Origin of the sequence: Burkholderia sp. WP42 (genome assembly GCF_000745665.1) — a bacterium.
Taxonomy (GTDB): Bacteria; Pseudomonadota; Gammaproteobacteria; order Burkholderiales; family Burkholderiaceae; genus Burkholderia; species Burkholderia vietnamiensis.
The window spans coordinates 286,063-306,652 of sequence record NZ_JQJT01000009.1 but is presented as its reverse complement, the minus strand read 5'-3'; the positions used below and the strand labels follow the sequence as shown (position 1 = coordinate 306,652).

Genomic DNA, 20,590 nt, shown 5'->3' with positions numbered 1-20,590 from the left:
GACAGCACGGTGGCATCGCTGTCGACGTCGACGTCAACGGGCCTCTCGTCGGCGACCAGCTCGATCACGTCACTGTCGACGGGTCTCAGCTCGACCGATAGCACGGTAGCGTCGCTGTCGACGTCGACTTCGACCGGCCTGTCGTCGGCAACGAGCTCGATCACGTCGCTGTCGACCTCGACCTCGACCGGCATCAGCTCGCTGTCCACCGGCCTGACCACCGCGACCAGCGGCATCACGTCGCTGTCGACGAGCTTGAGCTCGACCAACAGCAACCTGGCATCGTTGTCTACGTCGACGTCGTCCGGTTTCTCCACGACGAACAGCTCGATCTCGTCGCTGTCGACCTCCACGGCCTCCAGCGTCGGTTCGTTGTCGACGGGCCTGAGCACGACCAACAGCAGCCTGACGCAGTTGTCGACCTCCACGTCGACGGGCCTGTCGACGGCGACCAGCTCCATCGCGTCGCTGTCCACGTCGACCTCGACGAGCGTCGGTTCGCTGTCGACCGGCTTGAGCACGACCAACAGCGCCGTCGCATCGCTGTCGACCTCGACGTCGACCGGCCTGTCGTCGACCGCGAGCGCGATCACGTCGCTGTCGACGTCCACGTCCACGGGGTTGAGCACGACGAACAGCGCCGTCACGTCGTTGTCGACCGGTTTGTCGACGACGAACGCGACCCTGACCTCGCTGTCGACGGCGGTCGCACCGCTGACGGCGATCAAGACGCAGACGACCGACGGCAGCATGGCCATCGGCACCGGTGCGTCCGCAGCGCCGAACTCGACGGCGGTCGGCCAGGGTGCAACGGCTTCCGGCGTGAACTCGACTGCGCTCGGGAACGGCGCAACGGCGTCCGGGGACAACTCGACCGCCGAAGGCCAAGGCGCGATCGCGTCGGGTGTCAACTCGAAGGCGGACGGTCAGGCAGCGGCGGCGACGGGCGCCAACTCGACGGCATTGGGCCAAGGCTCGACGGCGTCGGGTGCCAATACGACCGCCGTCGGCCAGGGCAGTACCGCGGTCGGCGTGAACTCGGTCGCCATCGGCACGGGATCGGTGGCGTCCGAGCCGAACACCGTTTCGTTCGGCTCACAGGGCAACGAACGTCGCTTGACGAACGTGGCGCCGGGGGTCAACGGGACCGATGCGGTGAACATGAACCAGCTCTGGCGTGTCCAGTCGGGCATCAACGACGTCGCGCACCGTGCGTATTCGGGCATTGCCGCGGCGACAGCGCTGACCATGATCCCGGAGGTCGATCCCGGCAAGACGATCGCGGTCGGCGTGGGTGCCGGTAGCTACCAAGGGTACTCGGCGGGGGCGATCGGCGTCTCGGTGCGGTTCACCGATAGCCTGAAAGCCAAGCTCGGCGTCGGGATCGGCGGCGGCAGCAACACCTACGGAGGCGGTGTGTCGTATCAGTGGTAACGCGTGAGTGATCCCCGGGCGAAGCTGCGCGGCCTCGCCCGGGGGCACTCCATCCACGACAACCGGTATAGCGCGAAAGCCGACGACCGGTGATTAGTGGCCAAAGCTAACAGGCGTCCCGACCATCGATTCATTTGCATCGATGTGTCGGGGCGCTGCACATGGGTGGCACGGCTCGCGGGCGCATCACGTTCGCGCGAGCTGGCCCGATTCAAAGGCGGCCGCCGCCGGCCGTTCGCTATCCATACCAATATGTCCGGCGCGATTCGCCGGGAAGATTGTTTTGTTCCGAGCGGTGAAAACGTTGAGATGGAAAAGTATTGTGACCTGGTCCGACAGCAGCGGGAACTCCTGCATCGGTTGGCCGCGGCGCGAGACCGCGAAATCGACGACGTCATTGCGAATATCGTGGAGACGATGTTGACCTATCACATCACGCTCGACGATCTGCGAAGGGCGTTACCGATACGCAGCAGTCATGCTGCGCTGTCGAAGCGGAATGCGGCCGTCATGAAAAGACCGCCGCCCAAATATCTCGACCCGGTGTCGGGAAAAACCTGGTGCGGGAAAGGACGCCGGCCGGCGTGGCTGGTCGGCAAGGACCTCAGCGAATTCCTGCTGGAAGAAAGCGTAGAGACGTGCTGAACCGATGCGGACCTCGACGTATCGGTCGTCGATGAGCACGAGCGCCGGATCGCGCTTCTTGGCACGATTCACCACCGACGGTCGGGACGGCGCCGTCGCCCTCGTCGATCGGACGCATCGCATCCGATGAATTCGCATGGACGAACGACATGAATCGAGAGCGGATGATGCCGATGAAGGCGATGCACGACAGCAGCAAGGGAATCGGCGACTTGCGGGCGTTGAGCTACTCGCGCCCGGAAGCAGATGTCGCGGCTCGACCTGCGGGCGGGCATAGCCGGCGTCGCAAGATCGTCGCGTTGATCGCGGCGGTGCTGGCGATCGCCGTTGCACAATACGTCGCGCTGAAGATCATCTACGCGACGCAGCCGGCTCACTTCGCGCCGCGGAAGTGAATGCGCGCGCAACGGTCAAGATACCGGCTCGATAACGGAGAATCGCACGATGAAGCGCCTGCTGCTGCTCTGGAAAACTGCGCGACACGATCTGCGCGTGTTGTACGGCGCGCTCGCTCACCCGGATCGTCCGGTGTGGCTGATTCCCGCGCTGGCGGTCGTCGCGCTGTACGCATTCGAGCCGTTCAACTTCGCGATGCCCGTGCTGGGTTTCGTCGACGACGGCGTGCTGGTGCCGTTGGCGCTCCACATGCTCGTCCTCGGGCTGCCTGTGTCGATGCGTCGCACGTCGGCGCGGCCCCATCCTGAAGATGCTTGACAGTTGCGCGCGACACCGCGCAGTACACTGATTTTCAAGTCGATCCCGTAAGCGAGGCGACGATCGACCCAGAAGCCCTTGAATGCCACACGTGGATTTCAAGGGCTTCGCTACGTGTGGCCGACGTCGCAGCGAAGTGCCGACGTGCTGCCACCGTTCCAACGGAAATCGCAAGAACCAGCAAGGGGCGTGACATGAAGAAGGACATCGGGTGTGGGTTCTTTCTGCCTGCATCGGCGCGTAAGGAACTACAGGAAGCGAAGCGTCAGGGCGGCATGTTCCTCGACGACGTCATCAAGCGCTTGCGTGTCGAGTATCCCGAGGCGTTCCATACGGAAAAGACGTTGCCCGAACGTCGCTTCGCGCTCAAGCCCGTCACCGACGAAACGCCTCATAGCGTGGAACACCGGTATCCGCGTCACGACCGCGGCACGGCCTGAACCGCCGCGCCCGCCAGATTGCCGGCGCCAGGGCGCACGCGCGGCGCCGGGCACCACCACGGTGCCGCCGATAGACCGCTGAATCGGTCCTTCGCGATCGACGTTTCACCTGCATCACTCCACTGCGTTGCCCCCGACGCGCAACGGGCGCGCGCCTTGCTCGAACAGTGCGACGGTCCCCGGACCGTTCCCACTTTCGACAAGGAGGGCCTGACATGAAAGCAGTGGTATTTCACGGCATCGGCGATATCCGCGTCGATATGGTGCCCGACCCGCAACTCGCGCAGCCGACCGACGCGGTCGTGCGGCTGACGGCCAGCGCGATCTGCGGCACCGATCTGCACATGGTGCGCGGCACGCTCGGCGGCATGAAGCCGGGCACGATTCTGGGCCATGAGGGCGTCGGCATCGTCGAGGCGGTCGGACGCGACGTGCGCAATCTGAAACGCGGCGACCGCGTGCTGATCCCGTCGACCGTCGCATGCGGCAGCTGCGCGTATTGCCGCGCGGGCTACACCGCGCAATGCGACGTCGCGAATCCGGGCGGCCCGCGTGCGGGCACCGCGTTCTTTGGCGGTCCGGCCGACACCGGCGCATTCGATGGACTGCAGGCGGAATACGCGCGCACGCCGCTTGCGAATGCGAGCCTGATCCGTCTGCCCGATTCGATCGACGACGACCGCGCGATCCTGATGTCCGACATCTTCCCGACCGGCTACTTCGGCGCCCAGCTCGCGGAGATCAAGCCGGGCGATACGGTGGCGGTGTTCGGTGCGGGGCCGGTCGGCCAGTTCGCGATCGCGAGCGCGAAGCTGATGGGCGCGGGCCGCGTGTTCGCGATCGACCGTATCGCGTCGCGGCTCGACATGGCGTGCGCACAGGGCGCGGAGACGATCGACTTCGCCGAAGAGGATCCGGTCGACGCGGTGCTGCGGCTCACCGGCGGGATCGGCGTGGACGGCGCGATCGATGCGGTCGGCGTCGACGCGATGCGCGCCACGCATGGGCCCGCGGCGGCCGATGCGGACGCGGCGCGCGCCTTCGACGCGGAAGTCGACGCGGTCGCACCGCGCCGCAAGCCGGACGGCCGCAACTGGGTGCCGGGCGACGGGCCGTCGCAGGTGCTGCAATGGGCCGTGCGCGCGGTCGCGAAAGCCGGCACGGTGTCGGTGATCGGCGTGTATCCGCCGCAGGCGCGCGTGTTTCCGATCGGCGAGGCGATGAACCGCAACCTGACGATCAAGATGGGCAACTGCAACCACCGGACCATCACGCCGCATCTGATCGAGCTGGTGCGCAGCGGCGCGTTCGACCCGGCCGCGGTGCTCACGCACCGCGAGCCGCTGACCAACGCGATCGACGCGTATCGGGCGTTCGACGTGCGCGAGCCCGGCTGGATGAAAGTGAAGCTGACGCCCTGACCGATGCAACCATCACGAGGAGTACTGCGATGAACGAAACGAGCGCTTCCTATGACAACTGCATCGCCGCGTGCGACGCATGCGCGCGCGCATGCGACACGTGTGCGGCCGGATGCCTCGCCGAATCCGACACGAACCCGCTGGCCCGTTGCATCGCGCTCGACATCGAATGCGCGCAGTTGTGCCGCGTCGCGTCGGGGGCGATGGCACGGCGCAGCACGCTCGCGCCGCAAGTGTGCGCGTTGTGCGCGCAGGCGTGCGACGCGTGCGCGGCCGAATGCGGCCGCCATGCGCACGAGCACTGCCGGCGCTGCGCGCAGGCCTGCGAAGCCTGCGCGGCGATGTGCCGCGCGATGGCGTGAGGGTTCAGCGGTTCGCCTGAGCGTTGCGGGCGACGCGCTCCAGCAGCGCGTCGAGCACCGCCATTTCGACGGGCTTCACGAGGTGATCGTCGAAGCCCTCGCTCGCGGTGCGCGCACGATCGGTCGGCCGCGCATGGCCGGACAGCGCGACGCAGGTCGTGCCGGCCAGCGCATCCATCGCGCGCAGTTCGCGCAGCAGCGTGAAGCCGTCGACGTCGGGCATCGACAGGTCGACGAGCATCAGCTGCGGTGCGAACTCGCGCGCGAGCGCGAGCGCGTCGTCGGCGTTGTACGCGACGCGCGGCGCGTGGCCTTTCACTTCGAGCAGCACGGCGAGCGTATCGGCAGAGTCGCGGTTGTCGTCGACGACGACGATGCGCAGCGGCTCGGCAGCGGGCGGCGCGACGCTGCGCGCGCCTGACGCTTCGAGCGCGGCCGCTTGGTCGGCGGGCTCGGCCGGCAGCCGCACGACGAACGTCGCGCCCTGGCCGGGGCCGGCGCTTTCCGCCGAAATGGCGCCGCCGTGCAGTTCGACGAACGACCGGCAGATCGCGAGGCCGAGGCCGAAGCCGTCCGATGCGAGCGTGCCGGTCGCGTTGCCCTGGTCGAACAGGTCGAAGATCGACTCGAGCGCGCCGGGCGCGATGCCGATGCCGCGGTCGCTGACGCGAATCACGGCGGCGCCGTCCTCCATGCGCGCGCCGATGCCGATCTGGCTGCCGTACGGCGAAAACTTCGACGCGTTGTCGAGCAGGTTGTGCAGCACCTGCACGAGCCGCGCCGCATCGCCGCGCACGACGAGCGGCGCGTCGGGTACGTCGACGCGCAGGTGCTGCTCGCGCGCCGCCAGTTTCGGCTGGACGCTCTCCACACCGCGGCACACGAGATCGCGGATCGTCACCGGCGCCGTGTCGAGCTCGAGCTTGCCGGCGGTGATGCGGCCGACGTCGAGCAGATCGTCGACGAGCCGCGTCAGCTGTCCGACCTGGCGATGCACCGCGTCGCGGCACTGCGCGAGCGCGGGCGCCGGCTCGCGCAGGCTCTGCAGCACGCCGACCGAATGGCGCAGCGGCGCGAGATGGTTGCGCAGCTCGTGCGCGAGCATCGCGATGAACACGCTGAGCCGATGCGTCGACGCTTCGAGTTCCGCGAGCCGCTTGCGCTCGGTCATGTCGCGCGTGATCTTGATGAAGCCGACCAGTTGGCCGCCCGGCCCGCGCACCGCGGTGATGGTCACGCTGGCCCAGAACCGCGAGCCGTCCTTGCGCACGCGCCAGCCTTCGTCCTCGAAGCCGCCGTGCGCGACCGCTTCCTGCAGCCCGAACGCGGGCCGGCCGGCCGCGATTGCTTCGGGCGGGTAGAAGCGCGAAAAATGATGGCCGAGGATCTCGGCCGGCAGATAGCCCTTGATGCGCTCGGCGCCCTGATTCCACGTGGCGACGTTGCCTTGCGGGTCGAGCATGAATACGGCGTAGTCGGTGATCGCGCCGACGACCGTCTCGAACCGGAATTCGGCGAAGCGGTGCAGGAGATCGCGTGCATCGGCGGGGCCGAGTGGCGGATGCGGGTCGGAAATGGCGTCGTCTTGTGTCATCGGAACGGCTAATGAAAGAGGCTCGCGCGAGCGGCGGCCGGCCGACGCCGGGTGCGCCGCTGCGGCAATTGTTGGAATCGAATGGACCCGGTCGAAACCATAAGGGTACTCAATTCCCCTGATGAATGGGTGCGCATCACGCGTGCCCCCTGCGAGCGACCGGCCCGGCATGCCGATTGCGCAGCGCTGCCATCTGCCCGCTGCGGCCCGTACGGCGGCCTTCGGCGGCGCTTCACCGTTACGAGAGGGCATCGACATGAACAGCACACTGGACCTCGACAACGAGCCGATCGGCCCGGACGAGGACAACGAGCGGCGCGGCCGCGATGGGCGGGCGCTCGGGCCGAGCGACTCGTCGGACAGCGGCAGCGACACGGTCGGCGCGCGGCGTCACGCGTTCGACGTCGATTCGCCGCTCGACCAGCACGCGCTCGAGCGCGGCGACGCGGCGCTCGACAGCGACACGGACCGTGCGGGCACGGGCGAGCGCGCGTCCGCAGACGGCGACGCGGGGCTCGACGAAGATGCGGACATCGAACCGGATCACACCGAGCGGCTGAGCGAACCGGGCAATACCGACGATCCGGATGCCGGGTCGGTCTAGGGGGCGGCTTTCGAGCGGTGGATGCGAAAAAACTGCAATCGCGTTGCAGATAGGGCGGGCTGGGTAGGGGCTCCCGGTGACGGGCGGCCGGTGGGGTAGGTGGCGGTGGTCGGGTACCGCTCGATGCCGGGATGGTTGGCGCGGCCGTATCTGAATGGCGTGTCGCCGGCTGTTTCGCCGGGACCACTGGCGCGACCGCGGGGACTCGGGCATTCGAGCACGCTGAGAACCGCAAGAACCGCAAGAACCGCAAGGACGCCGAGAACGCCGAGAACGCCGAGAAGGCCGAACACGCCGAACACGCCGAACACGCCGAACACGCCGAACACGCCGAACACGCCGACAACCGCCAGAACCACGTCGATCCCGTCCCCGCAAGGGCCCCCGCTGCCCGCAGCCGCAACCAATGCGGCACGCAGCTTGCAACCCTTGCATCGACGCGCGCCGCGATGCGGCATCGGGCCGTGCGTGCAACGGGCGCGAACCAGGAGAGACACCATGCAACGACGATATCCCGGAGGGCAGGGCGGCCGTAGTCGCTCGTCCGACTGGCAGGAGCGCGACGAACGCGCGTACCGGGGCGTGGGGCGCGGGATCACCGACGAGCCGTCGCCGTGGCCGGAAGAAGCGTACGAATCGGCATACCACCGGTTCAGGAGCGAGGACGTCGGCCCGGAGGACTGGGGCAGCGAGTGGAGCGAGCGCGCCGCGCGTTCGCCGGCCGAAGAACGCAGCGCCGGCTGGCGCGATGCGCCTGCCGGCGCGCGCGAGCCGGGCCGCGGCTACGGCGAACGTCGTCGCGACCCGCAACGCACGGGCGGCGAGCGCGGCGGAGAACCGCAATGGCGTACCGGCGGCTACCGCGGCGAACGTGGCTACGACGCACGCGACCCGCGCGACGACCGGCCCGGCGAAGCGCCGGACCTGTCGCGTTTCGGCGGCGGCGCGATGCGCGCTCGCACCGGCCCGAAGGGCTACACGCGTTCCGACGAGCGCATTCGCGAGGACGTATGCGAGCGGCTGGCGCGCGCGCTCGAGATCGACGTGAGCGACGTCAGCGTGGAGGTCCGCGACGGCTGCGTCGTGCTCGAGGGCACGGTGCCGACGCGCTGGATGAAGCACGACATCGAGGATCTCTCCGACGACTGCATGGGCGTGCGCGACGTCGAGAACCGCGTGCGCGTGCGTCGCGACGGCGAACACGACACGGGCACGGTGCTGCGTCCGTCGCAACGCACGGTCACGCCGACCCGGCCGAACCCGAACACGCGCGAGCCCGAGCCGGAGTCCGGGTCCGCCCGCCGCGACGAAAACGGCGCCGACCGCGAGCCGCGCCATTGACGAGCGATGCGCGCGACCGATAGACCAAGGACACCGACATCGTACGCATGACCAACGGGAACAACGGGACCGACGACCTGCTTCGGGGCACGGGCGACGATCGTGACACGCGCGGCGCCGGCGCGCGCGAAGCCGGCCGCGACCGCCGCGAGCGTGGCCTGCGCATGCGCATCGCACTGGAGCTGTGGCGCGCGATCTGGCAGTACCGCGCGCGCGTGCTCGCTGCGGTCGCGCTGCTCGTGCTCGCGAAGGCGGCGGCCATCTCGGTGCCGCTGCTGCTCAAGGAGATCATCGACGGCTTCGCCGGCGCCGCGCGCCAGCCGATGGCGCTGCCGGTGTGGCTGCTGTTCGCATACGCGGTCGTGCGCTTCGCCGCGAACGCCCTGAACGAAGTGCGCGACATGACGTTCGTGCAGGTCACGCAGCACACCGTCGCGTCGTTCACGACCCGCACCTTCGGCCACCTGCATCGGCTCGGCGCGCGCTTTCATGCGCAGCGCGAAACCGGCGCGGTGGTGCGCGACCTCGAGAAGGGCACGGCCGGGATCGGCTATCTGCTCGGCGTCGCAGTGTTCACCGTCGTGCCGACCGCGATCGAGATCGGCTCGGTGCTGGTAATCGTGATCAGCAAATATGGCGGCGGCTTCACCGCGATCATCCTCGTCACGTTCGCGGTCTACGCGGGGTACACGATCGCGCTGACGCGGCGGCGGATGCGTTATCAGCGCCGCGTGAATGCGCTGGAAGCCGAATCGAATTCGCGCGTGGTCGACAGCCTGCTGAACGTCGATACGGTGAAGTACTTCGCGCGCGAGGACGTCGAGCGCAGCCGCCTCGAGCGCGTGCTCGACGCGTGGCGCGACGCCGGCGTCGACAACCAGTACGCGCTGTCGACGCTGCATATCGGCCAGAGCGCCTGCATCGGCGCCGGCATCGCGGCGGTGATGCTGCTCGCCGGCCAGCACGTCGCGCGCGGCACGATGACCGTCGGCGATCTCGTGCTGATCAACGCGTACATCATCCAGATCAGCCTGCCGCTGAACGCGCTCGGCTTCGTATTCCGCGAGGCGAACGACGCATTGACCAACATCGAGCGGCTGTTCGGGCTGCTGGACGCGCGCGGCAAGCCGGGCGAGGACGGCGACGCGCCGGGCGCGCAACCGCTCGTGGTGCGCGGCGGCGCGATCGAGTTCGAGCACGTCGACTTCGGCTACGAGCCGAGCCGGCAGATTTTGTGGGACGTGTCGTTCCGGATCGAGCCCGGCCAGTCGGTCGCGGTGGTCGGCGGCAGCGGCTCGGGAAAGTCGACGCTCGCGCGGCTGCTGTTCCGGCTCTACCAGCCCGACGCCGGGATCATCCGCATCGACGGCCAGGATCTGCGCCTCGTCACCGAGCGCAGCCTGCGCGACGCGCTCGGCATCGTGCCGCAGGACACCATCCTGTTCAACGACACGCTCGCGTACAACATCGGCTACGGCAAGCGCGACGCGACCCGCGCGGAAATCATCGCGGCCGCGCGCAGCGCGCAGCTCGACGCGTTCATCGAGCGGCTGCCCGACGCGTACGACACGCGGGTCGGCGAGCGCGGCGTGCGCTTGTCGGGCGGCGAGCGGCAGCGCGTCGCGATCGCGCGCGCACTGCTGAAGGCGCCGCCGATCGTCGTGTTCGACGAGGCGACGTCGGCGCTCGACACGCGATCGGAGCGCGCGATCCAGCAGGAGCTGATGCGCGTCGCGCAGCACCGCACGAGCCTCATCATCGCGCACCGGCTGTCGACGGTCGTCGATGCCGACCGGATTCTCGTGATGGAGCACGGCCGCCTCGTGGAGCAGGGCACGCACGACGAGCTGCTCGCGAGCGGCGGCGTCTATGCGCAGATGTGGGCGTTGCAGGCGAAGCAGCGCGAGCTCGAGCGCACCGAAGCGAAGTTCGCGCGGCTGCCGGTGCGCATCAACCCGCTGGTCGCGCAGGTGCTCGATGCGCTCGCCGACGCGGCCGCGCAGCGCGCGGTGCCGGTGTTTCGCCAGTTGGCGGACGAGGATCTCGTCGTCAAGGCCGATGCGGCCGCGCTGCGGCGTTTCGTCTGGGAAATGTGCCGCGCCGGCATCGACGCGAGCGGCGGCGGCCAGCTCGAGGTGCGCACCGCGCGTCACGACCCGGACGCGCGCATCACGATCACGTGCGCGGGCGTCGATGCGCCGGAGCTGTCGCTGGTCGATCTCGACCCGCTGCAGACGGCGATCGAGGAGGCGGGCGGCTACGTCGTGCGCGAACGCGACGACAACGGCCTGACGCTGCACCTGTCGCTGCCGATGAGCGCGGTCGCGCCGGCCTCGACCGACGCGCAGCCCGCGGGCGCGAAGCCGCTCGACGGGCTGCGCGTCGCATGCGTCGACGATCACGACGAGGCGCGCGAGGCGCTCACCGCGCTGCTGCAGACGGCCGGCGCCGACGTGCACGCGTTCGCGTCCGGACAGGCGCTGCTCGACGATCTGTGGCGCACGCGGCGCGCGGAGTGGCCGGCACTGCTCGTCTGCGACATCGACCTCGGCGACGACGAAGACGACGGCTACGCGGTGATGAGCCGCGTGCGCCAGCTCGACGCCGAGCGCCCGCGCGACGGACGCGCGCCGCTCGAAGCGCTCGCGCTGTCCGGCCACGCGCGCGAGCGCGACCGCACGCGTGCGGTGGAAGCGGGATTCCATGCTTACCTGACCAAGCCCGCGGCAGCGGCCGACCTGATCGCGACGCTGCGCGCGCTCGCAACTTCCACTGGAGAGATACATGCCGAACCTTCTGAACCCGACGACTCCCGAAACGCCGACGCAGCAGCGCGGCGGTAGCGCGTTCGCCGACCGTCAGGCCGCGGTCGCGGCCGTCGAGCTGTTGCTGCCGACCTTGTCGGCGGCGTTGCAGAGCGACTTCGTCGGCGACAGCGGCTGTCTGCACATCGTCATCATGGACCCGGCGATCGGCCCGCGCGACGCGGCGTTCGAAGACGCGATCCTGTATGAGTTCTCGCTGCCCGATCCGAAGGACTGGGATGCCGACTACCGCGCATACGCCCGCGCGAAGGCGCGGCTGTCGTGGGAAACCGGCCGCGACGGCCACGTCGTGCAGGCGCTCGAGCCGTACCGGCTGCGCGCGGGCGACACGAACCTGTGGGGCGCGGTCGCGCAGCACGGCATCGTGGTGGGCGTGTCGGGCGCGCAGCCCTGGTTCGACGAAGCCTTCGCCGGCTGCATCGCGCATTGCCTGCGCGCGGTCGCGAAGCATCGCGCGCAGGCCACGCCGGACGCGCTCGCGATCTGAGCGCGCGCCTGCGGGCCGGTTTTTACAGCCGGTTATAAAAAAGCCAGCGGGCGCGCGCGCCACCGCGATGCGGCGCGGGCGCCCCGGCAGTGGCACGCTTCTCGCTCTACTCCCCTGCATCGACACTTGTCCCGACAAGTGTCACGGCCTCGATCCTCAGGATTTCTTCGAACCGCTTGCAGGAGGTATATGTGAACGCGACTCACGATTCAGCCCGACCGCCGCTCGCCGGCCGCACCGCACTCGTCACCGGCGGTGGCCGTGGCCTCGGCGAGGCCATTTGCGAGGAACTCGCGCACTACGGCGCGCACGTGATCGTTGCCGATCTCGACGGCGACCGCGCCGCAGCCGTCGCCCAGCGCCTCGAGCGCCACGGCGGACAGGCGATCGGACGGCCGCTCGACGTGCGCGACGAAGCGTCGGTGCTGCAGGTCGTGCACGACGCGCGCGAGGCGCTCGGCGATCTCGACGTGATCGTCAACAACGCGGCGATCGACGTGACCGCGCCGATCGACGACGTCACCGTCGACGCCTGGCAGCAGGTGATGATGACCAACCTGTTCGGCCCGTATCTGATGTGCCACGCGGCCGTGCCGATCATGAAGGCGCGCGGCAGCGGGCACATCGTCAACATCGCGTCGACCGCCTCGAAGCGCGCGTGGCCGAACGCGTCCGCGTACCACGCGACCAAGTGGGGCTTGCTCGGGCTGTCGCATGCGCTGCATGCGGAGTTGCGGCCCGCGGGCGTCAGCGTCTCGGCGATCGTCGCCGGCGGGATGCGCACGCCGTTCCTGCTCGACCGCTTCCCCGACATCGACGAGGACACGCTACAGCCGCCCGAGCACGTCGCGGCGGCCGTGCGTTTCGTGCTGACGCAGCCGCCGGGCACCGTCGTGCCCGAGCTGATGGTGCTGCCGATGAAGGAGACGTCATGGCCCTGACGCGCGAGCGCCGGCTGCCCGGCGCCGTATTGCTCGACAAGGACGGCACGCTGCTCGAGAACGTGCCGTACAACGTCGATCCCGCGCGCATGCGGCTCGCGCCCGGCGCTGGCCGCGCGCTGCGCACGCTCGGCGCGACCGGCATGCCGATCGCGGTCGTCTCGAACCAGCCGGGCGTCGCGCTCGGCTACTTCCCCGAATCGAAGCTTGGCGCGGTCCGTCAGCGTCTCGCCGAACTGTTCGAAGAGAACGGCGCGGCGCTGGCGGATTTTTTTTACTGCCCGCATCACCCGGCGGGCAGCGTGCCGCGCTACACCTGCGACTGCATCTGCCGCAAGCCGCGCCCCGGGATGGTCCGGCGCGCGCTCGCGACGCTCGGCGCACTCGCCGAATCGAGCTGGATGATCGGCGACATCCTCGACGACGTCGAGGCCGGTCGCACCGCGCGCTGCGGCACGATCCTGGTCGATTGCGGCAACGAGACCGAATGGCGGCTCGACGCCGCGCGCACGCCGCACCATGTGGTCGACCGGCTCGATCTCGCGGCCGACATCGTCGTGCGCGAGGTCGCACGGCGTCACGGCACGTGGGTGCGGCGATGAGCACCGCCTGGGATCGTGCGCGCCGGATCCTGTGCGTGCGCCTCGACAGCCTCGGCGACGTGCTGATGACGACGCCCGCGCTGCGCGCGCTGAAGGACGGCGGCCGCGGCCGCCAGCTCACGCTGCTGACGTCGCGCAGCGGCGCGGCGCTCGCCGGCCATCTGCCGATGGTCGACGACGTGTGGACGTACGACGCGCCGTGGGTCAAGCATCCGGAAGCGCGCGGCGATCCGGTGGCCGACCTCGACATGGTCGACCGCCTGCTGGCCGGGCGCTTCGATGCGGCCGTGATCTTCACCGTCTACAGCCAGAGCCCGCTGCCGGCCGCGATGATGTGCTGGCTCGCGGGCATTCCGCTGCGGCTCGCGCATTGCCGCGAGAATCCGTACGAGCTGCTGACCGACCGCGTGCCCGAGACCGAGCCGGAATCGCACGTGCGCCACGAGGTCGCGCGCCAGCTCGCGCTGGTGCGCTCGGTCGGCGCGACGACGTCCGACTGGCGCATGGCGTTCGAGCCGGGCGACGCCGCGCGCCGCGCGCTGCACGCGCGGTTGCGCGCGGCGCTGCAACGGCTCGGCGGGCCGCGCGACCCGGCGCGCGCGCGCTGGCTGGTCGTGCATCCGGGTGCGAGCGCCGCGTCGCGGCGCTGGCCGGCCGAGCGCTTCGGCGAGGCGGCCGCGCGGCTCGCGCCGCTGTTCGACGGCATCGCGGTGACCGGCAGCGCGAGCGAGCACGCGCTGGTCGAAGCCGTGTGCGAGCGCGCCGGGCCGCGCGCGGTGCCGCTCGCCGGCGCGCTGCCGCTCGGCGAGCTCGGCGCGCTGATCGAAACGGCCGACCTGCTGCTGTCGAACAACAGCGGCCCCGTGCATCTCGCGGCCGCGCTCGGCACGCCGGTCGTCGACCTGTACGCGCTGACCAACCCGCAGCACACGCCGTGGCGCGTGCCGCACCGCGTGCTGAACGTCGATGTGCCGTGCCGCAACTGTTATCGCAGCGTGTGCGATCAACCGGGGCATCCGTGCCTGCTCGGCGTGAGCGTCGACGACGTCGTCGCGGTGACGCACGCGCTGCTGCGCGGCGGCGAGCGTCATGCGCTGCGTGCGGCCGCGCGCGCCGCCGCACACGGCGCCGCGCCGGTCGCGGTGAACGCCTCGAACGTGATCCCCTTCGCGCACGCCATCACCAGGAGCTGACGCATGCCCGAACCCATTTATACGCTGGGTATCAACGCCGCCTTTCACGACAGCGCCGCGTGCCTCGTGCGCGACGGCATCGTGATCGCGGCCGCCGAAGACGAGCGCTTCACGCACGTGAAGCACGCGAAGCGGCCGGTGCCGTTCTCGACGTGGGAGCTGCCGTTTCACGCGATCGACTACTGTCTCGCGGAAGCCGGCATCGCGCTCGCGGACGTCGATCACGTCGCCTATTCGTACGACCCGTGGCTCGAGCTCGATCGTCACGGGGCCGAGCCCGAACTGACGCTGCCGCTGCAGCCGTCCGCCCATGCGCCGCGCGCCGACGGCGCGTCGCCGTGGCATCCGCTGTTCCTGTCGTCGATCGTGAACGCGCCGCGCCAGCTCGCGGGCGGCGCGCCGCACCATCTGCAGCGGCGCTTTCGCGGCGTCAGGCACGACGGGCCGTTCCGCTGGCACTTCATCGAGCACCATCTCGCGCACGAGGCGAGCGCGTTTCTCGCGGCGCCGTACGACCGCTGCGCGGTGATGACGATGGACGGGCGCGGCGAGCGCGCGACCACGAGCTACGGCCTGTTCGACGGCAAGTCGTACCGGCGCCTCGGCCAGGTCAACCTGCCGCATTCGCTCGGGCTGCTGTACGAGCGCGTCACGCACTACCTCGGCTTCCTGCATTCGTCCGACGAGTACAAGGTGATGGCGCTCGCGTCGTACGGCAAGCCCGTGTATGCCGACGAGATGCGCAAGCTGGTGCGCTATGCAGGCGACGGACGCTACGAGATCGTCGAAGGCGACCTCGCCGCGCTGTTCGGCCCGGCGCGCGAACGCGGCGGCTCGATCGAGCCGCATCATTGCGACATCGCGCATGCGTTGCAACTGGTGCTGGAGGAAGCGACGCTGCAGGCGGTCGAATGGCTCGCCGCGCAGACCGGCGAGAAGCAGCTCGCGATGGCCGGCGGCGTCGCGCTGAACTGCGTGATGAACGCGAAGATCCGCGATCGCGGCCCGTTCGACGACATGTGGGTGCAGCCGGCCGCCGGCGATGCGGGCACCGCGCTCGGCGCCGCGCTGTGGACCGACTTCCGGATCCGCGGCGCGCGCGGCGACTGGCGCATGGACCACGCGTATCTCGGGCCGTCGTACAGCGACGAGGCGATCGAAGCGTTCCTCACCGAAGCGCAGCTGCCTTACCGGCGGCTCGACGACGTCGCCGGACAGACGGCTGCGTTGCTCGCGGCGAACCGCGTAATCGGTTGGTTCCAGGGCCGCATGGAGTTCGGCCCGCGCGCACTCGGCGCGCGCTCGATCCTCGCATCGCCGACCGATCCGGACATGCAGCACAAGCTGAACCGGATCAAGGATCGCGAGGATTTCCGGCCGGTCGCGCCGGTCGTGCTCGAAAGCCATGCGCACGAGTGGTTCCGGGGCGGCCGCCGCACGCCGCTGCGCGCGCCGTTCATGCTGTTCGTCTACGACGTCGCGCCCGGCGCCGAAGCGACGATTCCGGCCGTGCGCCACATCGACGGCACGGCGCGCGTGCAGACCGTCGACGAAAGCCAGCATCCGCTGCTGCATGCGCTGCTGTCGGAGTTCAACGCGCTGACCGGCGTGCCGGTGCTCGTCAACACGTCGTTCAACACGCGCGGCGAGCCGATCGTCTGCTCGCCGCGCGACGCGATCGAATGCTTCTGGACCTCGCCGCTCGACGCGCTCGTGATCGGTTCGTTCCTGCTGGAGAAGCCGCGACATGAACATGCGTGACACGCAACGGGCGCCGGTCGTGTCGGTCGTCGTGCCGACCTATCGTCGGTCCGATCTGCTCGAACGCTGCCTCGACGCGCTGTGCGCGCAGGCGTTCGACCCGACGGCCTACGAGATCGTCGTGGTCGACGACGATCCGGCCGGCAGCGCGCGTGCGGTGGTCGATGCGTGCCGCGCGCGCGTGAGCGACGTGCCCGTGATCCGCTACATGAGCGCGCCGGATACGCAGGGGCCGGCCGGCGCGCGCAACGTCGGCTGGCGCAGCGCGCGCGGCGGGCTGATCGCGTTCACCGACGACGACACGATTCCCGACCCAGCGTGGCTGCGTCATGGTTCGGCCGCGCTGCTGGCCGAGCCGTCGGCGTCGGCGGCGGCGGGGCGCATCGACGTGCCGCTGCGCCCGCGGCCGACCGATTACGAGCGCGATGCGGCCGGCCTCGCGCATGCGGAATTCGCGACCGCCAACTGCTTCGTGCGGCGCGCGGCGCTCGAGCGCGTCGGCGGTTTCGACGAACGCTTCACGCGCGCGTGGCGCGAGGACGCCGACCTGATGTTCGCGTTGCGCGAGCACGCGGGGCCGATCGTCGAGGCGGAGGCCGCGCGCATCGTCCACCCCGTGCGCCCCGCGCGCTGGGGCACCAGCATCGGCCAGCAGTCGAAGGTATATTTCGACGCGCTGCTGTACAAGAAGCATCGCGTGACTTACCGGCGGCACATCCGGCCGACGCCGCCGTGGAATTACTACGCGGCCGTGCTGTTCGCGCTGGGCGCGCTCGGCTGCTTCGCCCTCGGCTGGCGCGCGGCCGGCATTGCCTGCGCGCTCGTGTGGGCCGCGATCACGGCCGCGTTTTGCATCAAGCGGCTGCGCGGCACGCAGCTCACGCCGTCGCACGTGGCCGAGATGATCGTCACGTCGATCGCGATTCCGCCCGTGTCGCTGTACTGGCGGCTGCGCGGCGCGCTTCATTTCCGGGTGTTCTTCCTATGACGCACGATTCGGCTTCATCGTCCAGTCCGACGCGCATCGCGGTGTTTCGCGCGCTGCAGCTCGGCGACATGCTGTGCGCGGTGCCGGCGCTGCGCGCGCTGCGGCGCGGCGAGCCGGAGGCGCGCATCACGCTGATCGGGCTGCCGTGGGCGCGCGAGTTCGCGTCGCGCTTCCCCGACTACATCGACAATTTCATCGCGTTCCCCGGTGCGCCGGGGCTCGCCGAACAGCCGGCCGCCGATGCGGCCGCACGCGAGGCCTTCGTCGCCGAATGCCGCGCGCGCGATTTCGATCTCGCGATCCAACTGCACGGCAGCGGCGCGCACACCAACGCGATCGTCGCGTCGCTCGGCGCGGCGCGCACCGCCGGCTTCGTCCCGGCCGACGGCGGCACGACCGCGCTCGATTGCTCCATCGTGTGGCGCGACGACGAACCCGAAGTCACGCGCTACCTGTCGCTGATGCGCAAGCTCGGCTATCGCGACTGGGGCGATTACCTGGAATTTCCGCTCGGTGGCCTCGACTATGCGCTGTGGCACGTGCTGCGCGACGAGCATGCGCTCGAGCCGGGCCGCTACGTGGTCGTCCATCCGGGCGCGCGCATGGCGTCGCGGCGCTGGCCGGTCGAACGCTTCGCGCGCACCGCGCGGCAGCTTGCCGACGACGGCTGGCAAATCGTGCTGACCGGCACGCGCGCGGAGCTCGCGCTGGCCAACGCGTTTGCGGAGCAGCTCGCGCGGCCGTGCGTGAACCTGTGCGGCCGCACGCCGCTCGGCGCGATGGCCGCGCTGATCGCGCGCGCGCGGCTGCTGTTGTGTAACGACACGGGCGTGTCGCACGTCGCGGCGGCGCTCGGCACACCGAGCGTCGTCGTCGCATGCGGCAGCGACACGGCCCGCTGGGCGCCGCTCGACGCCGAACGTCATCGCGTGCTCGCGAGCTACCCGGCCTGCCGGCCGTGCATGTTCGACACGTGCCCGTACGGGCACGAATGCGCGATCGCGATCGGCGTCGACGACGTGATTCACCAGGCGGGCACGCTGCTCGCCCAGGAGAGACGTCATGTCACGTAAACGGTTGCGCGTGCTTACCTGGCACGTGCACGGAAACTATCTGTATTACCTGTCGCAGGCGCCGCACGATTTCTATCTCGTGACGCGGCCGCAGCATCCGCCCGGCTATGCCGGGCGCGTCGGACACCTGCCGTGGGGCGACAACGTGTTCGAAGTGCCGGCCGAATGCGTGCGCGACACCGAGTTCGACTGCGTGCTGTATCAGCATCACAGCCACTACGCGCAGGATCGGCTCACGCTGTTGAGCGACGCGCAGCGCGCGCTGCCGACGCTGTTCGTCGAACACGACCCGCCGCGCGAGCATCCGACCGACACGCTGCATCCGGTGCAGGACCCGAACGTCCTGCTGGTACACGTGACGCCGTTCAACGCGCTGATGTGGGACAACGGCGTCACGCCGACGCGCGTGATCGAGCACGGCGTGCTGGTGCCCGACGACGTCGCGTATCACGGCACGCTGCCCAAGGGCGTGACGGTCGTGAACAACCTCGCGCGGCGCGGCCGGCGGCTCGGCGCGGACCTGTTCGAGGAAGTGCGTCGCAACGTGCCGCTCGATCTGGTCGGCATGGGCTCGGCCGAGCTGGGCGGGATCGGCGAGGTGCCGAACCCGGCGCTGCCGCAGTTCCTGTCGCACTACCGGTTCTTCTTCAATCCGATCCGTTACACGAGCCTCGGGCTCGCGGTGATCGAGGCAATGATGATCGGGCTGCCGATCGTTGCACTGGCAACGACCGAGATGGCGCAGCTCGTGAAGACCGGCAGCAACGGCGTGGCCGACACGCGTCCGGCCGCGCTGATCGATGCGATGCGCATGCTGATCCGCGACGCGGACCTCGCGCGCGAGTGGGGCGCGGCCGCGAGGCGCGACGCGCGCGAGCGCTTCGGGATCGAGCGGTTCGCGCGCGACTGGGACAGCGCGTTGCGCGACGTCGCGGCGTAGCGGCCGCGGTTACTGGCTTGCCGCGGTCGGCGGCGCCGTAGCGGCCGATGCGGCCGACCCGGTTGACGCACCGGCCGCGCCGCCCGCCGTGGCGGCGCCACTCGTCGCGGCGCCGGGCGCGCCGCCGCTCACCGCATTGCGCTCGTGCTCGGGCAACAGCGCGAGGCGGTTGTACAGCGTCTTCAGGCTGATGCCGAGCGCCTTCGCGGTACGCGGCTTGTCGCCGTTGAAATGCCGCAGCGACGCGACGATGAAGCGCTGCTGCGTATGCGCGAGCGTCGCGCCGATGTGCAGCGTCATCGCGTTGTGACGCACTTCCTCGCGCGGCGGCTGGCGACGCGGCAGCTGCAGTTCGATCTGTTCGTCGGCGAGGATGAACGCGCGCTCCAGCGCGTTGCGCAGCTCGCGCACGTTGCCGGGCCACGTATAGGCGCGCAGCGCCTTCATCGCCTGCATCGACAGGCGCTTGCGCGTGCGGTGCCGCGCATTCAGCCGGTCGATGATCTGCACCGCGATGTCGCCGACGTCGTCCTCGCGCTGACGCAGCGCGGGCACGTGCAGCGCGATCGTCGCGATCCGGTAGAACAGGTCTTCGCGCAGGCGGCCGCTGCGCACGGCATCGACCGGATCGTGATGCGTGGCCGCGACGATCCGCACGTCGAGCGGAATCGGTTCGTGACCGCCCACGCGCATGATCGTGTTGGTTTCGAGCGTGCGCAGCAATTTGACTTGCAATTCCGCCGGCATTTCCGCGATTTCATCGAGAAACAGCGTGCCGCCGCGCGCGGCTTCGAACATGCCGACATGTTGCGCGACCGCGCCGGTGAAACTGCCTTTTTCGTGACCGAATAAATGCGACTCCGCGAGATCTTTCGGAATCGCGCCGCAATTGATCGGCACGAACGGCCCGCGCCGACGCGGGCTCATGTCGTGAATGAGCCGCGCCACGATGTCCTTGCCGGCGCCGCTTTCGCCTACTACGAGCACGCTGACGCGCGTGGCCGCGACGCGCGAGATTTTATGCAGCAAATCCTGGATTGTTCGCGAGCGGCCGAACAGTCGCGTGCCGTCATCGTCGGATTTCGACATAAGTGTTATCGCTTTGGGAAGTTTTGACCGAAACCGTCGAGGCATGCAGAAAAAGTGACACGGTATACGTCGCTTTTATGTATCAAGGATACCGGTTATGGCCCTCCCAATAGATTGAATATTGCAATGCGAGTTT

22 protein-coding genes are annotated in these 20,590 nt (G+C 69.5%); 18 read left to right on the top strand and 4 right to left on the bottom strand.

The genetic code is table 11. From position 1 onward, the window contains the following. The coding region (locus tag EX20_RS33150; protein ID WP_269321564.1) for a hypothetical protein at positions 1-752 on the bottom strand (752 nt) is incomplete at its 3' end. Here EX20_RS33150 and EX20_RS33145 point away from each other — a divergent pair. The 7 genes from EX20_RS33145 (at position 751) to EX20_RS05385 (ending at position 5,016) form a co-directional block, all read left to right on the top strand. Continuing rightward, a complete protein-coding gene (locus EX20_RS33145) occupies positions 751-1,434 on the top strand; it encodes a YadA-like family protein (RefSeq protein WP_014725650.1) in 684 nt (227 codons plus the stop codon). The two genes, EX20_RS33150 and EX20_RS33145, sit on opposite strands and share 2 nt — an antisense overlap. Positions 1,435-1,530: 96 nt before the next feature. Continuing rightward, the gene (locus EX20_RS05410) at positions 1,531-2,079 is read left to right on the top strand and encodes an H-NS histone family protein (RefSeq protein ID WP_139164673.1); all 549 of its coding nucleotides are present in this window, start codon (positions 1,531-1,533) and stop codon (positions 2,077-2,079) included. A 167-nt stretch (positions 2,080-2,246) separates the two neighbouring features. Continuing rightward, the gene (locus EX20_RS05405; RefSeq protein ID WP_156126941.1) at positions 2,247-2,474 is read left to right on the top strand and encodes a hypothetical protein; all 228 of its coding nucleotides are present in this window, start codon (positions 2,247-2,249) and stop codon (positions 2,472-2,474) included. 49 nt (positions 2,475-2,523) lie between these two features. Beyond that, a complete protein-coding gene (locus tag EX20_RS05400; RefSeq protein WP_014725653.1) occupies positions 2,524-2,793 on the top strand; it encodes a YkvA family protein in 270 nt (89 codons plus the stop codon). A 194-nt stretch (positions 2,794-2,987) separates the two neighbouring features. After that, positions 2,988-3,233 carry a hypothetical protein gene (locus tag EX20_RS05395; protein WP_014725654.1) on the top strand — a complete coding sequence of 82 codons (246 nt, stop codon included), beginning with the start codon at positions 2,988-2,990 and terminating at the stop codon, positions 3,231-3,233. Between the two features lie 215 nt (positions 3,234-3,448). After that, a complete protein-coding gene (locus tag EX20_RS05390; protein ID WP_034192872.1) occupies positions 3,449-4,654 on the top strand; it encodes a zinc-dependent alcohol dehydrogenase in 1,206 nt (401 codons plus the stop codon). Between the two features lie 29 nt (positions 4,655-4,683). Then, the gene (locus EX20_RS05385; protein WP_034192871.1) at positions 4,684-5,016 is read left to right on the top strand and encodes a four-helix bundle copper-binding protein; all 333 of its coding nucleotides are present in this window, start codon (positions 4,684-4,686) and stop codon (positions 5,014-5,016) included. 4 nt (positions 5,017-5,020) lie between these two features. Here EX20_RS05385 and EX20_RS05380 read toward each other — a convergent pair whose 3' ends face one another. After that, entirely contained in the window at positions 5,021-6,610 is a 1,590-nt protein-coding gene (locus tag EX20_RS05380) for a hybrid sensor histidine kinase/response regulator (RefSeq protein ID WP_034192870.1), read from the bottom strand. A 256-nt stretch (positions 6,611-6,866) separates the two neighbouring features. Here EX20_RS05380 and EX20_RS05375 point away from each other — a divergent pair, with 256 nt between their 5' ends. After that, positions 6,867-7,214, top strand: a complete 348-nt coding sequence (locus tag EX20_RS05375; protein WP_034192869.1) for a hypothetical protein — start codon at positions 6,867-6,869, stop codon at positions 7,212-7,214. Here the strand turns inward: EX20_RS05375 and EX20_RS05370 are convergent. Further along, the gene (locus tag EX20_RS05370) at positions 7,211-7,573 is read right to left on the bottom strand and encodes a hypothetical protein (RefSeq protein WP_139164675.1); all 363 of its coding nucleotides are present in this window, start codon (positions 7,571-7,573) and stop codon (positions 7,211-7,213) included. The genes EX20_RS05375 and EX20_RS05370 overlap by 4 nt on opposite strands. A 139-nt stretch (positions 7,574-7,712) precedes the next feature. Here EX20_RS05370 and EX20_RS05365 point away from each other — a divergent pair, with 139 nt between their 5' ends. The 10 genes from EX20_RS05365 to EX20_RS05320 all read left to right on the top strand — a co-directional run bounded on the left by EX20_RS05365 (position 7,713) and on the right by EX20_RS05320 (position 19,365). Beyond that, positions 7,713-8,555 carry a BON domain-containing protein gene (locus EX20_RS05365; protein WP_034192867.1) on the top strand — a complete coding sequence of 281 codons (843 nt, stop codon included), beginning with the start codon at positions 7,713-7,715 and terminating at the stop codon, positions 8,553-8,555. A gap of 164 nt (positions 8,556-8,719) precedes the next feature. Continuing rightward, positions 8,720-11,398, top strand: coding sequence for an ABC transporter transmembrane domain-containing protein (locus EX20_RS05360; protein WP_051974390.1), 2,679 nt, complete (start codon positions 8,720-8,722; stop codon positions 11,396-11,398). After that, positions 11,340-11,867: a hypothetical protein gene (locus EX20_RS05355; protein ID WP_034192865.1), complete on the top strand. Its 528-nt coding sequence runs from the start codon at positions 11,340-11,342 to the stop codon at positions 11,865-11,867. Before EX20_RS05360 ends, EX20_RS05355 begins: the two co-directional genes overlap by 59 nt. A gap of 191 nt (positions 11,868-12,058) precedes the next feature. Beyond that, positions 12,059-12,808, top strand: coding sequence for an SDR family oxidoreductase (locus EX20_RS05350; RefSeq protein WP_034192904.1), 750 nt, complete (start codon positions 12,059-12,061; stop codon positions 12,806-12,808). Then, positions 12,799-13,410 carry a D-glycero-alpha-D-manno-heptose-1,7-bisphosphate 7-phosphatase gene (locus tag EX20_RS05345; RefSeq protein WP_034192864.1) on the top strand — a complete coding sequence of 204 codons (612 nt, stop codon included), beginning with the start codon at positions 12,799-12,801 and terminating at the stop codon, positions 13,408-13,410. The genes EX20_RS05350 and EX20_RS05345 overlap by 10 nt, the downstream gene beginning before the upstream one ends. Next, on the top strand, positions 13,407-14,603 hold the full coding sequence (locus EX20_RS05340; protein WP_034192903.1) for a glycosyltransferase family 9 protein: 1,197 nt from the start codon (positions 13,407-13,409) through the stop codon (positions 14,601-14,603). The genes EX20_RS05345 and EX20_RS05340 overlap by 4 nt, the downstream gene beginning before the upstream one ends. A 3-nt stretch (positions 14,604-14,606) precedes the next feature. Next, positions 14,607-16,364: a carbamoyltransferase family protein gene (locus tag EX20_RS05335; protein ID WP_034192863.1), complete on the top strand. Its 1,758-nt coding sequence runs from the start codon at positions 14,607-14,609 to the stop codon at positions 16,362-16,364. Continuing rightward, complete coding sequence (locus EX20_RS05330) at positions 16,351-17,352, top strand: glycosyltransferase family 2 protein (protein WP_034192862.1); 1,002 nt, start codon at positions 16,351-16,353, stop codon at positions 17,350-17,352. The genes EX20_RS05335 and EX20_RS05330 overlap by 14 nt, the downstream gene beginning before the upstream one ends. Then, on the top strand, positions 17,349-18,425 hold the full coding sequence (locus EX20_RS05325) for a glycosyltransferase family 9 protein (protein WP_034192861.1): 1,077 nt from the start codon (positions 17,349-17,351) through the stop codon (positions 18,423-18,425). Before EX20_RS05330 ends, EX20_RS05325 begins: the two co-directional genes overlap by 4 nt. Further along, positions 18,415-19,365 carry a glycosyltransferase gene (locus tag EX20_RS05320; protein ID WP_014725668.1) on the top strand — a complete coding sequence of 317 codons (951 nt, stop codon included), beginning with the start codon at positions 18,415-18,417 and terminating at the stop codon, positions 19,363-19,365. Before EX20_RS05325 ends, EX20_RS05320 begins: the two co-directional genes overlap by 11 nt. 9 nt (positions 19,366-19,374) lie before the next feature. Here EX20_RS05320 and EX20_RS05315 read toward each other — a convergent pair whose 3' ends face one another. Then, a complete protein-coding gene (locus tag EX20_RS05315) occupies positions 19,375-20,454 on the bottom strand; it encodes a sigma-54 interaction domain-containing protein (protein ID WP_034192860.1) in 1,080 nt (359 codons plus the stop codon). Positions 20,455-20,590: the final 136 nt, after the last annotated feature.

Bases quoted from the DNA above. Each gene is read 5' to 3' on its own strand.
- EX20_RS05340 (WP_034192903.1), top strand. From the start codon at position 13,407: ATGAGCACCGCCTGGGATCGTGCGCGCCGGATCCTGTGCGTGCGCCTC.
- EX20_RS05400 (WP_014725653.1), top strand. From the start codon at position 2,524: ATGAAGCGCCTGCTGCTGCTCTGGAAAACTGCGCGACACGATCTGCGC.
- EX20_RS05405 (WP_156126941.1), top strand. From the start codon at position 2,247: ATGCCGATGAAGGCGATGCACGACAGCAGCAAGGGAATCGGCGACTTG.
- EX20_RS05355 (WP_034192865.1), top strand. From the start codon at position 11,340: ATGCCGAACCTTCTGAACCCGACGACTCCCGAAACGCCGACGCAGCAG.
- EX20_RS05360 (WP_051974390.1), top strand. From the start codon at position 8,720: ATGCGCATCGCACTGGAGCTGTGGCGCGCGATCTGGCAGTACCGCGCG.
- EX20_RS05395 (WP_014725654.1), top strand. From the start codon at position 2,988: ATGAAGAAGGACATCGGGTGTGGGTTCTTTCTGCCTGCATCGGCGCGT.
- EX20_RS05375 (WP_034192869.1), top strand. From the start codon at position 6,867: ATGAACAGCACACTGGACCTCGACAACGAGCCGATCGGCCCGGACGAG.
- EX20_RS05380 (WP_034192870.1), bottom strand. From the start codon at position 6,610: ATGACACAAGACGACGCCATTTCCGACCCGCATCCGCCACTCGGCCCC.
- EX20_RS05345 (WP_034192864.1), top strand. From the start codon at position 12,799: ATGGCCCTGACGCGCGAGCGCCGGCTGCCCGGCGCCGTATTGCTCGAC.
- EX20_RS05390 (WP_034192872.1), top strand. From the start codon at position 3,449: ATGAAAGCAGTGGTATTTCACGGCATCGGCGATATCCGCGTCGATATG.
- EX20_RS05330 (WP_034192862.1), top strand. From the start codon at position 16,351: ATGAACATGCGTGACACGCAACGGGCGCCGGTCGTGTCGGTCGTCGTG.
- EX20_RS05385 (WP_034192871.1), top strand. From the start codon at position 4,684: ATGAACGAAACGAGCGCTTCCTATGACAACTGCATCGCCGCGTGCGAC.
- EX20_RS05325 (WP_034192861.1), top strand. From the start codon at position 17,349: ATGACGCACGATTCGGCTTCATCGTCCAGTCCGACGCGCATCGCGGTG.
- EX20_RS33145 (WP_014725650.1), top strand. From the start codon at position 751: ATGGCCATCGGCACCGGTGCGTCCGCAGCGCCGAACTCGACGGCGGTC.
- EX20_RS05320 (WP_014725668.1), top strand. From the start codon at position 18,415: ATGTCACGTAAACGGTTGCGCGTGCTTACCTGGCACGTGCACGGAAAC.
- EX20_RS05315 (WP_034192860.1), bottom strand. From the start codon at position 20,454: ATGTCGAAATCCGACGATGACGGCACGCGACTGTTCGGCCGCTCGCGA.
- EX20_RS05335 (WP_034192863.1), top strand. From the start codon at position 14,607: ATGCCCGAACCCATTTATACGCTGGGTATCAACGCCGCCTTTCACGAC.
- EX20_RS05365 (WP_034192867.1), top strand. From the start codon at position 7,713: ATGCAACGACGATATCCCGGAGGGCAGGGCGGCCGTAGTCGCTCGTCC.